We start from the raw sequence: 16758 nt of genomic DNA on the forward strand, positions 1-16758 counted from the left end.
TCTTTCATCGCTTTGAGGGTTTTCTGAGGTAAGTGTTGCCTATGATGAGATTCTCTTTTGTTACGCTTGTTTTGGTCGCTCTTTTGCTCATGGGCTGTTTGCTCGGTGGGGTTTGGAGCTGGTTTGCCTTGGTCTATATTTCGATCTTCGCTTATGGTGTGGATCGTCTGAGCCCGCTGTTCTTGCAAAACGCCCCCGTTGATGCAGAGTTTCCTGCGGCGACGCCTTTGTCTGTAGTTTTGGCCTTTGCGCATTTCGTTGTGTTGGGATTGGCGATTGCTGCGCTGGTGGGGTCCGATAGGGGCCTTGCAGAAAAGCTGGCGCTGTTCTTGGCCGTTGCTTTGTTTGCGGGGCAGGTGGGGCACCCCAACGCGCATGAGTTAATCCATCGCCCGCAGCGCAGTTTGCGGCGTTTGGGCAAGGCCGTTTATATGTCAATTTTGATGGGCCATCACGCGTCAGCGCATCCATTGGTGCATCATGTTCATGTGGGCACGAGCAAAGACCCGGTTTCAGCCCCAAAGGGACGCGGGTTTTGGAGGTTCTTTTTGCGCGCGTGGATTGGCTCGCATCGCGAAGGGTATCGCGCTGAAGCTGCGCGCCGCGGCGCACGCGGGCTGCATCCCTACGTTTCTTACTATCTCGGCGGTGGCGCGACATTGCTCGCAGCATTTGCGATTGGCGGCGCGGCGGGGGCTTTGATTTGTGCGTTACTCGGGCTTTATGCGCAGCTTCAGATTTTTCTGAGCGATTATGTGCAGCACTACGGACTTCGACGCAAAATGTTGGAAAATGGAAAGCCTGAACCTGTCGCGCAGCGCCACAGCTGGAATACGCCGCATCGGTTTTCCGGGGCGATGATGTTGAACGCACCGCGGCACTCGGATCATCATACCCATCCAAGTCGTCCTTATCCTTCGCTACAACTGATTGAGGAAGAGATGCCAATGCTTCCCTATAGCTTGCCAATGATGGCGGTTATTGCGCTGATGCCGCCGCTTTGGCGGCGCATTATGGACCCGCGTGTTGCCGTGTGGGAAGACAGAGCCTAGCGCATAAAAAAGGCGGGTCTGTACCGACCCGCCTTTAGGTTGCAAATTGTCAGGTTTTTACGAGGACATATCGTATGCGCGCTCGCCGTGGACCGATAGATCCAGACCGTTTGTTTCGGTTTCAAGATCAACGCGCAGTGGTGTGATCGCTTTCACGATGTAGATCAGCGCGACGGTCACAACCAAGGTGAATACACCGACAACAGCCAAGCCGCCCAGCTGGGCCGTCCAAGTGCCAGCGCCGAAGACAGCAATCATGATTGTGCCGAAGATACCGCCGACACCGTGCACCGCAAAGACATCAAGCGTATCGTCGATCTTGAGACGGTTGCGGATAAGAACAACCGCTTCTTGGCACAGAACACCTGCAATGGCGCCGATGATGAGTGCTTCGATTGGACCAACAAAACCGGATGCGGGGGTGATAGAGGCGAGACCCGCAATGGTGCCTGTCACGATACCCACGAGGGAAGCTTTGCCAAATTTGATCTTTTCCCAAAGCGCCCATGTCAGCGATGCTGTTGCCGCCGAAATGTGAGTGACCGTCAGCGCCATCGCCGCGCCGCCGTCCGCAGCAAGCTGCGAGCCGCCGTTAAAGCCGAACCAACCGACCCAAAGCATCGCTGCGCCGATCATCACAAAGCCGGGATTATGCGGCGGTGTGGTTTGGTTTTTGCGTGGGCCAAGAAAGACAGCGATGAGCAATGCTGCAAGGCCGGCTGTTTCGTGCACAACGATGCCGCCTGCAAAGTCTTTCACGCCAACTTCGCCAAAGATGCCGCCATCAGAGAGGAACCCGCCGCCCCAGATCCAATGTACCACTGGCGCGTAGCACAGAAGCATCCACAGAGCAGAGAACAGGAGAACGAAGCCAAACCCGACGCGTTCAACATATGCGCCAACGATCAGAGCGGGCGTGATGATGGCAAAGGTCATTTGGAAGGCAAAGAATAGGATTTCAGGCAATGTGCCAGCGAGGCTCTCGGCGGTAACGCCATTGAGGAATGATTTACCCAAGCCGCCCCAGATTGCATTTCCATCGCCAAATGCAATGGAGTAGCCGAATGCAAGCCACAGAACGCTCATTAAGCAGGCAATTGCATAGCAGTGCATAAAGACGCTGAGCACATTTCGTGCACGCACGAGGCCGCCGTAAAAGAGTGCGAGGCCCGGAAGTGTCATAAATAGGACAAGCGCCGTTGCGACGATGATCCATGCTGTATCGGCACCGTTCATTGCGGGCCTCCTTTTCATCAAGTGAGCTGTGCCGCTTTCTGTGACGGGCGCAGCGTGCTTGAAAAAGAGGCGATGTTGTTTTGATGCGCTCCAAATACGTGCAATTTGCAAACTGCACGTTGTTTACGCATAAATTTGCCGCTATTGGCTAAAAATTAGGCAAAGTGTGAAAGTCGATCAAGAATCAGCGAAAGAGCGTGATCGCGGGCCGCTTTTCGCACGTTTTCGCGCCCCAATGCTCCAAATTCTATCGTTTCGCTCATGATGTGGTCTGCATGTTGAAGGCCAAAGCAAACGCGGCCCTCTGGTTTGAAGTCCGAGCCACCGGGACCAGCGATCCCGGTCACAGAGACCGCAATCTGCGCATTTGAATGGGCCAAAGCACCTTGGACCATTTCGCGCGCAACCTCTTCGCTGACTGCGCCATGTGCGTTTAATGTGCTTTCTTTGACGTCCAGCATGTCGCGTTTGGCTGCGTTGGTGTAGGTGACAAAGCCGCGCTCGAACACGGCCGAGCTACCTGCGATATCGGTCATAGCGGCTGCGATCATGCCGCCTGTGCAGCTTTCCGCGCTGGCTATCATGACCTGATGTCGCTTTGCGCGTTCGAGAATTTGCGCGGCGAGGTTCACATCAGTACCAAATGGAACAGCGCCGCGAGGCCAACAACGCAGATCGCGGCAAAGATGCCTGCGATAACATCGTCAAGCATCACGCCAAGCGCGTCGTCGCGTCGATCGGCCCAACCAACGAGCCAAGGCTTGAGAATATCGAACGCGCGAAACAGCAAAAATGCGGCGATCCAGCCGGGCCAAAGTAAGGTGACGCTCACGCCCATCAGTGAAGCACCGTAAAAGACAGGAATAAGAGCAATCCACTGGCCAATGACTTCATCAATGACAATCTCTGACGGATCATGGTTGTCACGCCCCTTGGTCATTTCCTGAGTGGCCCACCAGCCTTTGAAAAACCCCACAACGATTGACAGGGCAAAGAGCCAAAATCCGCCGATCTGATAGATTAGAAAGCCAAGGGGCAAGGCCGCGAGCGAGCCCCATGTGCCAGGAGCAGGCTTTAGGTGGCCAACGTAGAAAACCGTTCCAATCAGGCGGGCAAGCGCAGTCATAATTTCACCAATGTAGCTGTTGCGAGGGCGGCGATGCCTTCTTCACGACCTGTAAATCCAAGACGTTCGCTTGTCGTGGCTTTGATCGAGACGCGCGATGCATCGAGGTTCATCAATCGAGACATTTCATTTTTCATCGAAGCGGCATGCGGGCCAATCTTGGGCTGCTCGCAGATCAAGGTGCAATCGACGTTAGAGATCGAGAAACCCCGCTCTTGGGCAAGGTTCACGGCATGGCGTAAGAAAATTTCACTTGCCGCGCCTTTCCATTGCGGATCGGAGGGTGGGAAATGCTGCCCGATATCGCCGTCTGCCAAGGCGCCGTAAATGGCGTCTGTGACGGCATGCATACCTACATCCGCGTCAGAGTGACCTTTGAGCGATTTGTCATGTGCCACGCGCACGCCGCAGAGGATCACATGATCGCCCTCTTCGAACGCGTGAACGTCAAACCCGTTGCCAACTCGAATATCCATGCTTTGCTCCAATAGCGCTTCGGCGCGTGCGAAATCCGAAGGGGTGGTGATCTTTAGATTAGCCTCATCGCCCTCAGTGATCACCACGTCAAGGCCCGCAGCGCGCGCAACTTCCACGTCATCCGCTGCGCCGCCTGTATGGGCGCGGTGGGCTGCGATGATCTCGCTCAGGGCAAATCCTTGCGGGGTCTGCGCGCGAAACAGGGCGCTGCGATCTTGCGTGCCGCTAACGAGCCCTGCTTGGCCCGTCCAAAGCGCATCGGTAACGGGCAGGGCAGGCGCTGCCCCTTTTGCATGGCGTAGCGCAGATAGGACACTGTCGATCACATGGCTTGGCACGCTGCACCGCGCAACGTCGTGGATTAACACATGGGTGTTTTCGCCGTTTAGCGCTTCAAGCCCTTTTAACACGGATTGATCGCGGGTTTCCCCGCCATGAACGATGCGCACATCTTTGATCTCAGAGGCAAATGCGCGATCGTCAGGATGGATCACGAGAACAATCTCGGCAATGTCGTGCCGCTCTGTGAAGCGCGCGCAAGTCCAATTCGCGACTCGCTTGCCGGCTAGGAATTGCCATTGCTTTGGCACATCCCCGCCCGCGCGTTTCCCGCGCCCTGCGGCGACGATAACCGCGCCAACGCGCATCTCTGAGAGGTTGGTTTTCTTCATAGTGCATCCTTAGCCGTGCCGTGGGTGCGGTGCAATCGCAGGAGTGTTTGCACAAAAATTAAGCACATGCGATCCTTTTGCCTGCAAAATACACTTCGCTTCATTGAAACTTGCGAATGAGGCTGAGTAAGAAGGGGAATGATGTCGAGACTTCACATAGGTTCACTTGAGTTGGCTCCGCCGGTGCTGTTGGCACCTTTGGCGGGCATTACCGATTTGCCCTTCCGCAATCTGGTCGGCAGCTTTGGTGCAGGTCTTGTGGTGAGCGAAATGGTGGCGAGCCAAGAAATGGTGCAGGCAAAGCCTGGTGTGCGCGAAAAGGCAGAGCTTGGCTTTGGCGTGGCGAATACCTCTGTTCAAATTGCCGGGCGCGAAGCCTATTGGATGGGCGAAGCGGCGCGCCTTGCGGTTGGAAACGGCGCGCAACTTATTGATATTAATATGGGATGCCCTGCCAAGAAAGTCACAAGCGGGTACTCTGGCTCTGCTCTGATGAAAGATCTTGATCATGCGCTAAGCTTGATCGAAGCGGTCGTCGAGGCTGTAGATGTGCCTGTCACGCTTAAAACGCGCCTCGGTTGGGATGATGCGTTGCTCAATGCCCCCGAGCTTGCGCGGCGCGCGGAAAACGCAGGCATCAAAATGATTACGATTCACGGGCGTACGCGGTGCCAGTTCTACAAAGGGCACGCAGATTGGCGCGCTATTCGGGCGGTCAAAGAGGCGGTGCAAATCCCGGTTGTCGCAAATGGCGATATTGTAGATGCGCAAAGTGCAAAAACCGCGCTGACGCACAGTGGGGCAGACGGTGTTATGATCGGGCGCGGCGCGCAGGGGCGGCCTTGGGTGTTGGCGCAGATTGCAGCGGCGCTACACGGCACGCCAGAGCCAAAGGTTCCAACCGGCTTGGAGTTGGTTGAAATGGTGCAATCTCATTACGCGGCGATGCTGTCCTTTTATGGCGATTTGCTCGGTGGCCGCGTCGCGCGCAAACATTTGGGGTGGTATATGGATGACGCCCAAACGCCCATTCCTTTGCGCAAAGCGATTTTAACAACGCGCGATCCAAAGATCGTGATGTCCCTATTGCCGCGCGCGCTAGGGAGCCAAGAAAGCAACGAGTTGGCCGTATGATTGAAGAATCCACAATTTGGATGTCGCTTCCTGTTGCTTGCGTTTTGATCGACAGTGACGACAATATTTGGAACCTCAATCCTGCAGGCGAGGGGTTCTTTAATAGCTCGTCAAAAGCGTTGATCGGCAAACCCATTTGGGACAAGCTTGTTGTCGACGCTGCGATTGACCAAGCTCTTGAGCGCGCTCGGAAAAACTCATCTCCGTTGTTTGTGAACGATGTCGATGTGGGCACGGGCGAGCGTCCTCCAATGCTGTGCAATTTACAAATTGCGCCCTTGGCCGGGCATGAGGGCATGATGGTCTTGATGATTTCACCGCGTGAACTTGCGGGACGTATCTCGCAAAGCCACGGAGTGAAATCCTCTGCGAAATCGGCGATTGGCATGGCTGAAATGCTCGCGCACGAAATTAAGAACCCTCTCGCTGGGATCACGGGCGCTGCGCAGCTTTTGTCGATGAACCTGTCTTCAGAAGATCTGGAACTTACCGATCTCATCGTCGAGGAATCGCGCCGGATTGTGACTTTGCTTGAGCAGGTCGAGCAGTTTGGAAACCTGCGTCCGCCGCACTTGAGCGCTGTGAACTTACATGATGTGCTAGATCGCGCGCGCCGCTCGACGTTGCTTGGTGTGGGCGCGCAAATGCGGATTATCGAGCAATACGATCCCTCGCTTCCTCTGGCGCATGCAGACGGCGATCAGCTTTTGCAGGTGGTTTTAAACCTTCTCAAGAACGCATCGGAAGCTGCGGGCAAGGAAGGCGGCACGATTTGGCTGCGCACCTACTTTGAACACTCGTTTAGCCTGCGCAGAGCAGGTGGCGACGGGCGAGCGTTGCCGCTTCAGATCGAAGTTCGCGATGATGGCCCTGGGTTGCCACCTGAATTGGCAGACGAGGTTTTTGATCCGTTTGTTTCTGGTCGCGAGAATGGCACGGGCCTTGGCCTTGCTCTCGTGTCGAAAATTATTTCCGATCATGACGGTTGGATTGCAGTCGATTCCGCGCCCGGGCGCACGGTTTTTCGGATTTCTTTGCCAGTCGCCCCAGCAAATGCCCATGAAAACAAGGATGATGTTTGATGGATGGAACTATTCTCGTCGCGGATGATGATCGCACAATTCGAACTGTTCTGACCCAAGCGCTAACGCGCGCCGGCTGTAAAGTGCATGCAACATCTTCACTCACGACATTGATGCGTTGGGTCGGTGAAGGGCGCGGCGATGTGGTTATTTCCGATGTGATGATGCCAGATGGCAATGGCTTGGAAATGCTCCCGAAAATCCATGAGGATCGCCCGGGGCTGCCTGTGATTGTGATCTCGGCGCAAAATACGATCATGACGGCAATCAAGGCCAATGAGGCCGATGCCTATGATTACCTGCCTAAACCATTTGATTTGCCCGATTTGATGAAACGCACAGCGCGCGCGCTGGAAACGCGCAGCGTGAAAGCGACGGCGACGACTGCGGATGCGAACACAACAGAAGACCTTCCTTTGGTCGGTCAAACCCCTGCAATGCAATCGCTTTATACGTTGATGGCGCGTGTTATGAATACGGATATTCCCGTTTTGATCACTGGGGAATCCGGTACAGGGAAAACGGCAATCGCCCGTGCGATCCATGACTTTTCGGATCGCAGAACCTTGCCTTTCGTGATTGTGACAACGGCCGAGCTGCAAGACATCGAAGGTCCAGCGCGCATTCTGGCGCGGGTCAAAGGCGGTACGCTGCTGATCGAAGAAATCGGCGATATTGATCTAGAGGCCCAAGCGCGTTTGGTGCGAATGATGGACGCGCCTGGCACGCATGTCCCGCGTTTTTTAACGACGTCTTTGGTGGATTTGAGCAGCAAGCTGGAAAGTGGCGAGCTGCGACAAGACCTTTATTACCGACTTGGCGGAGCAACGCTGTCCGTACCGCCTCTGCGCGAGCGTGTTGAGGACATCGAATTGCTTGCCGAGCATTTCAGTGCCAAGGCCGAAGCCGATGGTGCACCCAAACGCGCGTTGTCCCCCGAAGCGGCGAAATTGATCCATGACTATCGCTGGCCCGGAAACGTACGCCAGTTGGAAAACGCGATGCGCCGTCTTGGCCTTAATGCGCGCACAGATGCGATTACGCGCGCCGAAGTTGAGGCGGTTTTGGGCAACCAACCTGACCTTGAACCTGTATTGACTGGAGAAATGACGACCGAAAAACTATCTGCTTCGGTCGAACGTCATTTGCGTCGATATTTCGATTTGCACGGCGGTTCTTTGCCGCCCGCAGGTATCTATGCGCGAATATTGCGTGAATTTGAGCAACCTTTGATAGAAATTTCGCTCGAAGCGACGGGGGGAAATCAGGCTAAATGTGCTGATTTATTAGGTATTAACCGCAATACCTTGCGTAAGAAGATAACAGACCTCGATATTCGCGTGACACGGCAACGCAAATTGATGTAAAACCGCAACATAAACGTGGCCCATTGGCATCGCTTGACGATTGACCAGAACGAGAGCCACAGAATTTGGCGGTGGAGCGTGAATGCTCCCAAAGATCGAGGGCAGCGCGTGAGCCAGCCTGTAACACCACCCGCACCTGTGAAACAGGCGCGGCGCAATCCTACGTCTATGTGGGTGCGATTGTCTCAACTGCGCCGGCAACGGCGGGTGCAGAACGCGATAACCCTTGTGGTTGTCACGCTTGGCCCAGTCTTGGCGCTGGCGACGTTTCTGGTGCTTGGTCCCTTAGATCAACGTTTGGGTGGGCAAGCGTTCAGCTTGGTTCTTTTGCTCGATTTGGTTTATGTTTTGGTCGTTGCGGCCTTGGTCTTGCAGCGGGTTGCCCAGATGATTGCGGCGCGGCGCGCACGATCGGCAGGCTCGCGTTTGCATTTGCGTCTAACGGGCGTGTTTGCGCTTATGGCGCTTATTCCAACTGTGACCGTTGCGATCTTTGCAGGCCTTACAATCAACATGGGCCTTGAGGCGTGGTTCTCCCAGAGGGTTCAACGCGTTGTCGGCAATTCACTTGCAGCGGCTCAAGCTTATGAAAACGAACACCGCGGCGATCTAATCCAGGATGCCCAAGCGCTGGCAAACTATCTTGATCTGCGCAGCCGCGAAATTCGCTTTGCTGGGTCGATCAGTGAAGGTGAAGTGCTGCGAGAAGGTCAGTTGCAAATCCAGCGGGGCTTAAGAGAAGCCTTTTTGATTGACGGAACAGGCGAAATTCGTGCGCGCGGTGAGCGCTCTTACCTGTTTGATTTCGAAGAGCTTGCTCCAATCGAGATCGAAACCGCCAGAAAGACCGGGCTTCATGTCATACAAGACTGGAAAAACAATGAGTTCCGAGCCGTTGTTCACCTAAAAGGGTTCGTGAACAGATACCTTTATGTAAGCCGACAGGTCGATGGCTCGATCTTGCAATTGCTTGATGAAACCCAAGAAACAGCACTGTTTTATCAACAACAAGAAAGCGAGCGCGGACGGCGTTTGTTTGAATTTGGCTTGGTCTATATTGGCTTTGCAGTCATCCTCATTCTCGCGGCGGTTTGGCTTGGCCTTTGGTTTGCTGAGCGTCTTTCGCGCCCTGTTGGCCGCTTGGCGGGCGCGGCTCAACGGGTTGGCGCAGGCAATTTGGACGTGCAGGTTCTTGAAGAAGATGGCGATGACGAGATCGCGATGCTCGGGCGCTACTTCAACCAAATGACCCGCCAGCTAAAGGGACAACGCGATACGCTTTTGGAGAACAATCGCCAGATTGATCGCCGACGCCGCATGTTCGATTCCGTTCTAAGCTCGGTCACGTCGGGGGTTGTTGGTTTGGACCCAGAAGGGCGCGTTGCCTTCGTGAACCGCTCAGCGCAGCGTTTGCTTGGCTGGCAAAAGGATCAACATGATGTACCGCTGTCCGTTGCAGTGCCAGAATTCGGCCCGCTTCTGGATAAATTGCGCTCGGGTCAATCCGGGACAGCGCAAAGCGAAGTTAAGGTAAGCCGCGACGGACAACTCGAGAACCTTCTTGTGCGCATGTCGCGGCGCTTGCGTGACGATGGCTCGCTCGAAGGCTACGTTGTGGCCTTTGATGATGTGACGGACCTTGTTACTGCGCAGCGTATGGCGGCTTGGGGCGATGTTGCACGCCGCATCGCGCATGAGATCAAGAATCCTTTAACGCCAATCCAACTGTCTGCTGAACGCATCAAACGCAAGTTCACCCCGCAGCTTGGTGATGAGGGTGAAAAGCTAGAGCAAATGACGGGCGTGATCATTCGCCAAACGGGTGATCTGCGCCGTATCGTGGATGAGTTCAGCAAATTCGCGCGTATGCCAGAGCCAGATCGGCGCAGCGGTGATCTGGTTGAGCTGGTGCGCGATGCCGCGCTTTTGCAAGAGGCCGGCCAGCCTGATGTCGCGTTTTCGGTTTCACTACCTGATCATGCTTTGAGCGCGGATTTTGACGCAACGATGATTTCGCAAGCGCTGACCAACCTGATCAAGAACGCGGGTGAAGCGATTGAAAGCTATATTGAGAAACATGGCGAACAAGGCGCGGTCCACGAGATCGAGATTGACATGTCACAAGATGCGCAAACAGCGCTGATCACGATTGCGGATAGCGGTATTGGCTTGCCAGAAGACAGAAGCCGCTTGTTCGAACCCTATGTAACGACACGCGACAAGGGCACCGGGCTTGGTTTGCCAATCGTGAAAAAGATTATCGAAGAGCATGGTGGCACATTGGTTCTGACCGATGCGCCGCTGAAAAATGGGCAAGGCCGCCCCGGAGGCATGGCTGTGGTGCGACTGCCACTGCATGACGCGGGAACGCGCGGCTTTGAAAACACAGAGACTTAAATGGTGGAGAGAATGATGGGCGACATTCTAATTGTAGATGATGAGCGCGATATCCGAGAGTTGATTTCGGATATTCTGGAAGATGAAGGCTTTAGCACGCGGCTGGCGGGAACGTCGGACGAATGTATGGCGCAAGTGACGTCTGAACAGCCGTCCTTGATGATCCTCGACATCTGGCTGAAAGACAGCTCGATGGACGGGATTGATATTTTGAAGGTGGTCAAAAAAGACTATCCCGATGTGCCGGTCGTGATCATTTCAGGACATGGCAACGTCGAGATTGCCGTCGCTGCGATCAAGCAAGGCGCGTATGATTTCATCGAAAAGCCATTTAACATTGATCAGTTGATGGTGGTCATCCGCCGCGCGATGGAGACCTCGCGTTTGCGCCGCGAAAACATCACGCTGAAACGCCGCGACGCTCCGAGCACCGAAATGATCGGGGAAAGCGCATCGTTCCGCACGTTGATCAGCCAGCTTGATAAAGTCACCAAGTCTAATGGCCGTGTCCTTTTGCGCGGTCCCGCAGGATCAGGCAAAGAAGTTGCAGCGCGCTATATTCATGCCAATTCCAATCGCTCTGATGCGCCGTTTGTGACGGTGAATTGTGCAGGGGTTGAGCCAGATCGTATGGAAGAGGTGTTGTTCGGCCAAGAAGGCAAGGATCAAGGCGTTCAGCCCGGTCTTCTTGAGCAAGCCAGCGGCGGTGTAATCTATTTTGATGAAGTCGCGGATATGCCGCTTGGCACGCAAAGCAAGATTTTGCGCGTGCTGGTGGATCAGCAATTCACGCGGGTTGGTGGCTCTGAGAAGGTGCGCGTTGATCTGCGCGTCATTTCGTCGACCAGCCGCGATCTGGAGGCTGAAATCGCTGCCGAGAGGTTCCGCGAAGAATTGTACCATCGTTTGAACGTGGTGCCGATCCCGGTTCCGTCCTTGGAAGAGCGCCGCGAGGATATCCCGCTTTTAAGTGCGCATTTTGTTGAGGAATGCAACAAATCTCAAGGTTTGACTGTTCGAGAGTTTTCAGATGAAGCCGCGGCCTTGATGCAAACAATGGTTTGGCCTGGCAATGTGCGTCAGTTGAAAAACCTGATTGAGCGCGTTTTGATACTCGGGGATGGCAACGGTGTCATCGAAGCGCGCGAATTGCCCAATGAGCAACACGCAAGCGATGATGAGGGCCGCGTTGTTTTGTCCAGCTCGCTTGCGACTTTGCCTTTGCGTGAAGCACGTGAGGCGTTCGAGCGCGAGTACTTGCTAACTCAAATCAACCGTTTTGGCGGCAATATTTCACGCACTGCAAACTTCGTTGGCATGGAGCGTTCAGCGCTGCACCGCAAGCTCAAGTCTTTGGGCGTCGTGACCACCAACAAAGCCGGAGCGCGCATTGCGCGCGTTGAAGATGAAGGTGTCGCTTAGAGTTTGAGCAATCTGTCCTGTGCGCGAGCGGCCTATGTCGGGCCGCTTGGCAAAGGCAGGAGAGGACATCGCTTGGCATTGACGCGTTGGGAACACTCTGTCATGCACTTTGGACGTGATTTCAGCAGAGGCCGAACATGAAGGTCATAATTTGCGGCGCTGGCCAAGTGGGCTGGCAAATTGCACGACATCTTTCAGGTGAGCGCAACGATGTAACGGTGGTTGATAGCAACCCCGATCTTGTGCGCCGCGCGACGGATTCTTTGGACGTGCAGGGCATTGCTGGGTTTGCCAGCTATCCAGATATTCTGGACCGTGCAGGCGCGCGCGACGCGGATATGATTATCGCGGCGACGCATTCTGACGAAGTGAACATGGTGACATGCCAAGTTGCTCACTCGGTCTTTGCGATCCCGCGCAAAATCGCGCGGTTGCGCTCGCAGTCTTATCTGGATGCGATTTACTCTGATTTGTACCGACGTGATCACATGCCGATTGATGTTGTGATCTCGCCTGAAAAAGAAGTCGCCGATGCCGCTTTGCAGCGCCTTTCTGCGCCGTCAGCGTTTGACACTGAAACATTTCTGGACGGGAAAGCGCAACTTCTAGGGATAAGCATTGAAGAGGCGTGCCCGGTTGTGAACACGCCGCTGCGCCAGCTCACCGATCTATTTTCGACGCTGCGCTCTATTGTTGTTGGCGTGCGCCGTGATGGGTCCTTGTTTGCGCCAGAGGCGGGGGATCAGTTGTTTGTCGGTGATGAATGCTATGTGTTTTGTCATGTAGAAGACGTCAGCCGTACGATGGAAATTTTCGGCAAAAGCCATAAAACGCAGGACCGCGTCGTTCTTGTTGGCGGCGGTAACGTTGGCCTTGCCGTGGCCGAAGCGTTGGAAAAACGTGCGCACCGTGTTCGCGCAAAGGTTATTGAAAAGAACCGCAAGATCGCTGAACACGCGGCCGATGTTCTGGAGCGCACAATCGTGCTGCATGGCGATGGCCTTGATCGCGCGCTTTTGGCCGAAGCGAACATCAGCCGCGCAGATGCTGTGCTTGCGGTGACGGATGATGACAAAACCAACATGCTTGCAGCTGTGCGCGCCAAGGCGGAAGGCTGCCCGATGGCGGTTGCTTTGATCAATGATCCAACGCTGGTGCCTCTCATGGGACCACTTGGCATTGACGCCTATATCAACCCGCGCGCCACAACCGTTAGCTCGATCCTGAGACACATCCGCCACGGACGTGTTCGCGCGGTGTATTCCATTGGTGACGCCGAAGCAGAGATGATCGAAGCGGAGGTTCTGTCCACGTCACCGCTTGCAGGTCAACTCATTCGCGACATTGATTTTCCAGAAGGCGTGTTGGTTGGCGCTGTCAACAAAGAGGGCAAATTGCACAAACCCACGGGTAAGTTGCGCATTGAAGAAGGGGACGTTGTTGCGCTCTTTGCGATGAGTGCTGATGTGCCCGAGGTGGAGCGCTTGCTTCAAGTCTCCATCGATTTCTTCTGAGCCGAAATAATGCTTGAACGCATTCTTCATCTGCCGGTTTTCCTGATCTTCGTGATCCTTGCCTGTCTTGCGATGTTCATTCCCGCAATTCATGCGCTCACGCAGGAGGCGTTTCATGTCGCACGAAGTTTCTTCTACTCGGGGCTGCTGGGGCTTATTGTTTGCGCTTTGATCGGAATTGCGATGTCGGGCCGCACGATGCATTACTCGGCGCTTGATCATCTGTTTGCCTTGCTTGGCGTGTTCTTGATTTTGCCAGTTATCCTCGCCATTCCGTTTCATGAGGCCCTGCGCACAACCAGTTTTGTCAATGCATACGTTGAAATGGTGTCATCCATAACGACGACGGGCGCGACGCTCTTTGATGATCCTTCGCGCCTGCCTAGCAGTTTGCATTTGTGGCGGGGCATTGTTGCATGGGCGGGAGGACTGTTGATGTGGATCGCCGCTGCGGCCATCCTTGCACCGCTCAATCTTGGCGGATTTGAAGTCACCACGAGCGCAGAGCCGGGGCAGGGCGGTGCGCGTAATCTGGACATGCGCGCGGCCTCGCCGGGGCAACGTTTGCTACGCGTAAGCAAGCGGCTTTTCCCGATTTACACGGGTCTGACGGCCACGCTTTGGCTGTGCCTGATTATCACAGGTAACACGCCGCTTGATGGGTTGATGCATGCGATGTCGACGCTGGCGACAAGCGGGATTTCAGCAATTGGCGGGATGCAGGAAAGCGAAATTGGAATCTCTGCCGAATTCCTTGTGTTTCTCTTTTTATTTTTCGCACTTTCGCGACTGACCTTTTCAACCGATACCATCACCGGGCGCACGCGCGCGCTGCATGAAGATGCAGAGTTCCGCATCGGACTTTTGTTGATCATTGGTATTCCTGTCTTTCTGTTCCTGCGTCATTGGCTCGCCGCGTTTGAGGTCAACGAAGAAGAAGATATCCTGCAAGGCATCAAGGCGCTTTGGGGGAGTATGTTCACGGTTTTGTCTTTCTTGACGACAACCGGTTTTGTCAGCTCGGAGTGGGATGCGGCGCAAGGTTGGTCAGGGCTTGCAACGCCAGGGATGATCCTGATGGGTTTGGCCCTGATGGGCGGGGGCGTTGCGACGACTGCGGGCGGCGTGAAGTTGCTTCGGGTTTTTACCCTCTACCTCAATGGGTTGCGTGAGATGCAAAAGCTCATTCACCCCTCATCAGTCAGCGGCCAAGGCATTCGCGATCGGCGTATTCGCAAGCAAGGGGCCTATACCGCATGGGTGTTCTTTATGCTCTTTGCGCTCTCGATGGCCTTTGTGACCCTCGCACTCACAGCGCTTGGCGCAAGCTTTAGTGAAGCTTTGGTCATGTCGGTCGCCGCGCTCTCAACCACTGGGCCGCTCTTGAACGTTGCAGGGACAGAGCCAATTTTGCTGGCTGATCTACCAATCGCTGCAAAGCTGTGCTTTGCCGCAGCAACGGTATTGGGGCGATTGGAAACGCTGGCAATCATTGCGCTGTTAACGCCGGGATTGTGGCGCAAATAATCCAAATTCAGATAGTTTTGCTGCGTTCGAAAAAAGCGCTGGCAACTCTGGACGCAAGCCGACATACTTTTGAGATTAACGATTGCCCTGAATGCAGGGCTTTTTTGCTGCGCCCGATAAAATAACTCGCAAGAATAAAGGCATGCCCAAATGGCCAACGACAGACAAAATCTGCAAGACGCGTTCCTAAATCACGTTCGCAAAACCAAAGTTCCGGTCACGGTTTTCTTGATCAATGGTGTGAAGCTGCAAGGTGTGATCACTTGGTTTGACAATTTTTGCGTTCTCTTGCGCCGCGACGGGCAGTCTCAGTTGGTCTATAAGCATGCGATTTCAACCATAATGCCAAGCCAGCCGATCTCTCTTTATGAGGGTGAAGACGCAAACTGATGGATCATGCGCCGTCGGTAACCCGCACATGGGTTCTGCATCCTGACATCAAAAGCAATAACGAGCGCCGCTTGCCAGAGCCTGCGCTCGCTGAAGCTATCGCGCTTGCCGAAGCGTTGCCGGGACTTGAGGTTCAGGGCGGAACTGTTGTGCGCCTGCCAAAAGCGCATTCGGGCATGTTGTTTGGTAAGGGCAAGATTGAAGAGCTACATCAGTTTTTTAGCGCCCATGAGATCGAACTTGTTCTGATCGATGGTCCAGTGACGCCAGTTCAGCAACGCAATCTGGAAAAAGCCTGGGGCGTTAAGCTGCTGGATCGAACGGGATTGATCCTTGAGATTTTTTCGGATCGCGCCCGCACCAGCGAAGGTGTGCTACAGGTCGAAATGGCTGCGCTGAGCTATCAACGCACACGATTGGTGCGCGCTTGGACCCACCTTGAGCGTCAGCGCGGCGGGCTGGGCTTTGTTGGCGGACCAGGTGAGACGCAGATCGAATCTGATCGACGCGCGATTGATGATCAACTGGTGCGTTTGCGCCGCAAACTTGCAAAAGTGGTGAAAACCCGTGCGCTGCACCGAGAGGCGCGCGCGAAGGTTCCGTACCCTATTGTTGCATTGGTCGGCTACACCAATGCGGGCAAGTCGACGCTTTTCAACCGGCTGACGGGCGCTGATGTCTTTGCCAAAGATATGCTGTTTGCCACGCTGGATCCAACCATGCGCGCGGTGGAACTGCCTGATGGTCCGCATGTGATTCTTTCTGATACGGTGGGCTTTATCTCGGATCTTCCGACTGAATTGGTGGCTTCGTTCCGCGCGACACTGGAAGAGGTTTTAGCCGCTGATCTGATCGTACATGTGCGCGATATTTCGCATGAAGGCTCAGAAGAGCAGGCCGCTGACGTTCGCGCGATCCTAACATCGCTTGGCGTTGACGATGATACAAAACAGATTGAAGTCTGGAACAAAATTGATCTGCTCGACGCGGATGATCAAGACGCAGTTCTTGCACGCGCGGCGCGTCACGACGACGTCATTGCAACGTCGTCTGTTACCGGCGAAGGCGTGCAGGATTTTATCCAAGCCGTGGAAGACGCGCTGGAAGGCGAATTGATCACCGAAACGCTGGTGCTTCCTTATTCGGACGGCAGAAAGCGCGCTTGGTTGTTTGAGCGATCTGTCGTTGAAGCCGAGCGTCAAGGCGAGCACGGGTTTGAGCTGGACCTGCGCTGGAAAGCCAAACAGCGCGCACAGTTTCAGACACTTTGAGTGGAAAAACTCTTTCCCAAGAATTTTTGTGAAATCCTTCATAAGGAATTTGCCTCCGGCGGGGATATTTTAGGAGAGAGGAAACATCTAAG

General features: G+C 54.7%; 14 protein-coding genes. 10 read left to right on the forward strand and 4 right to left on the reverse strand.

What is annotated here, in order from left to right:
- The first annotated feature begins 41 nt into the window (after positions 1 to 41).
- Positions 42 to 1052, forward strand: coding sequence for an alkane 1-monooxygenase (locus ACRBCU_RS07755; protein WP_431364805.1), 1011 nt, complete (start codon positions 42 to 44; stop codon positions 1050 to 1052).
- Positions 1053 to 1109: 57 nt separating this feature from the next.
- Here ACRBCU_RS07755 and ACRBCU_RS07760 read toward each other — a convergent pair whose 3' ends face one another.
- The 4 genes from ACRBCU_RS07760 to ACRBCU_RS07775 form a co-directional block, all read right to left on the reverse strand.
- Positions 1110 to 2288, reverse strand: a complete 1179-nt coding sequence (locus ACRBCU_RS07760; protein ID WP_431364806.1) for an ammonium transporter — start codon at positions 2286 to 2288, stop codon at positions 1110 to 1112.
- Positions 2289 to 2443: 155 nt separating this feature from the next.
- Entirely contained in the window at positions 2444 to 2920 is a 477-nt protein-coding gene (locus ACRBCU_RS07765) for a CinA family protein (RefSeq protein ID WP_431364807.1), read from the reverse strand.
- Positions 2917 to 3414: a phosphatidylglycerophosphatase A family protein gene (locus ACRBCU_RS07770; RefSeq protein ID WP_431364808.1), complete on the reverse strand. Its 498-nt coding sequence runs from the start codon at positions 3412 to 3414 to the stop codon at positions 2917 to 2919. The genes ACRBCU_RS07765 and ACRBCU_RS07770 overlap by 4 nt, the downstream gene beginning before the upstream one ends.
- Entirely contained in the window at positions 3411 to 4538 is a 1128-nt protein-coding gene (locus ACRBCU_RS07775; RefSeq protein WP_431364941.1) for a bifunctional 2-C-methyl-D-erythritol 4-phosphate cytidylyltransferase/2-C-methyl-D-erythritol 2,4-cyclodiphosphate synthase, read from the reverse strand. The genes ACRBCU_RS07770 and ACRBCU_RS07775 overlap by 4 nt, the downstream gene beginning before the upstream one ends.
- 162 nt (positions 4539 to 4700) lie before the next feature.
- On the opposite strand from ACRBCU_RS07775, the gene dusB reads away from it, so the two are divergent.
- From dusB to hflX, 9 genes are all read left to right on the forward strand, one after another.
- Positions 4701 to 5696, forward strand: coding sequence for a tRNA dihydrouridine synthase DusB (dusB, locus tag ACRBCU_RS07780; RefSeq protein ID WP_431364809.1), 996 nt, complete (start codon positions 4701 to 4703; stop codon positions 5694 to 5696).
- The gene (locus tag ACRBCU_RS07785) at positions 5693 to 6778 is read left to right on the forward strand and encodes a two-component system sensor histidine kinase NtrB (protein WP_431364810.1); all 1086 of its coding nucleotides are present in this window, start codon (positions 5693 to 5695) and stop codon (positions 6776 to 6778) included. The genes dusB and ACRBCU_RS07785 overlap by 4 nt, the downstream gene beginning before the upstream one ends.
- Positions 6778 to 8145 carry a response regulator gene (locus ACRBCU_RS07790; protein ID WP_431364811.1) on the forward strand — a complete coding sequence of 456 codons (1368 nt, stop codon included), beginning with the start codon at positions 6778 to 6780 and terminating at the stop codon, positions 8143 to 8145. The genes ACRBCU_RS07785 and ACRBCU_RS07790 overlap by 1 nt, the downstream gene beginning before the upstream one ends.
- 168 nt (positions 8146 to 8313) lie before the next feature.
- Positions 8314 to 10542: an ATP-binding protein gene (locus tag ACRBCU_RS07795; RefSeq protein WP_431364942.1), complete on the forward strand. Its 2229-nt coding sequence runs from the start codon at positions 8314 to 8316 to the stop codon at positions 10540 to 10542.
- Between the two features lie 15 nt (positions 10543 to 10557).
- Entirely contained in the window at positions 10558 to 11964 is a 1407-nt protein-coding gene (locus ACRBCU_RS07800; protein ID WP_431364943.1) for a sigma-54-dependent transcriptional regulator, read from the forward strand.
- Between the two features lie 137 nt (positions 11965 to 12101).
- Complete coding sequence (gene trkA / locus ACRBCU_RS07805) at positions 12102 to 13478, forward strand: Trk system potassium transporter TrkA (RefSeq protein ID WP_431364812.1); 1377 nt, start codon at positions 12102 to 12104, stop codon at positions 13476 to 13478.
- Between the two features lie 9 nt (positions 13479 to 13487).
- Positions 13488 to 15005, forward strand: a complete 1518-nt coding sequence (locus tag ACRBCU_RS07810; RefSeq protein ID WP_431364813.1) for a TrkH family potassium uptake protein — start codon at positions 13488 to 13490, stop codon at positions 15003 to 15005.
- Between the two features lie 150 nt (positions 15006 to 15155).
- Positions 15156 to 15395, forward strand: a complete 240-nt coding sequence (gene hfq / locus ACRBCU_RS07815) for an RNA chaperone Hfq (RefSeq protein ID WP_009828195.1) — start codon at positions 15156 to 15158, stop codon at positions 15393 to 15395.
- Positions 15395 to 16666: a GTPase HflX gene (hflX, locus tag ACRBCU_RS07820; RefSeq protein WP_431364814.1), complete on the forward strand. Its 1272-nt coding sequence runs from the start codon at positions 15395 to 15397 to the stop codon at positions 16664 to 16666. The genes hfq and hflX overlap by 1 nt, the downstream gene beginning before the upstream one ends.
- Positions 16667 to 16758: the final 92 nt, after the last annotated feature.

Origin of the sequence: Planktotalea sp. (assembly GCF_050633725.1) — a bacterium.
GTDB lineage: Bacteria > Pseudomonadota > Alphaproteobacteria > Rhodobacterales > Rhodobacteraceae > Planktotalea.

Excerpts from the sequence above, each read along its gene's own strand:
- ACRBCU_RS07800 (WP_431364943.1), top strand. The coding sequence starts at position 10,558 with ATGGGCGACATTCTAATTGTAGATGATGAGCGCGATATCCGAGAGTTG.
- dusB (WP_431364809.1), top strand. The coding sequence starts at position 4,701 with ATGATGTCGAGACTTCACATAGGTTCACTTGAGTTGGCTCCGCCGGTG.
- hflX (WP_431364814.1), top strand. The coding sequence starts at position 15,395 with ATGGATCATGCGCCGTCGGTAACCCGCACATGGGTTCTGCATCCTGAC.
- ACRBCU_RS07790 (WP_431364811.1), top strand. The coding sequence starts at position 6,778 with ATGGATGGAACTATTCTCGTCGCGGATGATGATCGCACAATTCGAACT.
- ACRBCU_RS07775 (WP_431364941.1), bottom strand. The coding sequence starts at position 4,538 with ATGCGCGTTGGCGCGGTTATCGTCGCCGCAGGGCGCGGGAAACGCGCG.
- ACRBCU_RS07810 (WP_431364813.1), top strand. The coding sequence starts at position 13,488 with ATGCTTGAACGCATTCTTCATCTGCCGGTTTTCCTGATCTTCGTGATC.
- ACRBCU_RS07785 (WP_431364810.1), top strand. The coding sequence starts at position 5,693 with ATGATTGAAGAATCCACAATTTGGATGTCGCTTCCTGTTGCTTGCGTT.
- ACRBCU_RS07755 (WP_431364805.1), top strand. The coding sequence starts at position 42 with ATGATGAGATTCTCTTTTGTTACGCTTGTTTTGGTCGCTCTTTTGCTC.
- ACRBCU_RS07760 (WP_431364806.1), bottom strand. The coding sequence starts at position 2,288 with ATGAACGGTGCCGATACAGCATGGATCATCGTCGCAACGGCGCTTGTC.
- ACRBCU_RS07770 (WP_431364808.1), bottom strand. The coding sequence starts at position 3,414 with ATGACTGCGCTTGCCCGCCTGATTGGAACGGTTTTCTACGTTGGCCAC.
- trkA (WP_431364812.1), top strand. The coding sequence starts at position 12,102 with ATGAAGGTCATAATTTGCGGCGCTGGCCAAGTGGGCTGGCAAATTGCA.
- ACRBCU_RS07795 (WP_431364942.1), top strand. The coding sequence starts at position 8,314 with ATGTGGGTGCGATTGTCTCAACTGCGCCGGCAACGGCGGGTGCAGAAC.
- hfq (WP_009828195.1), top strand. The coding sequence starts at position 15,156 with ATGGCCAACGACAGACAAAATCTGCAAGACGCGTTCCTAAATCACGTT.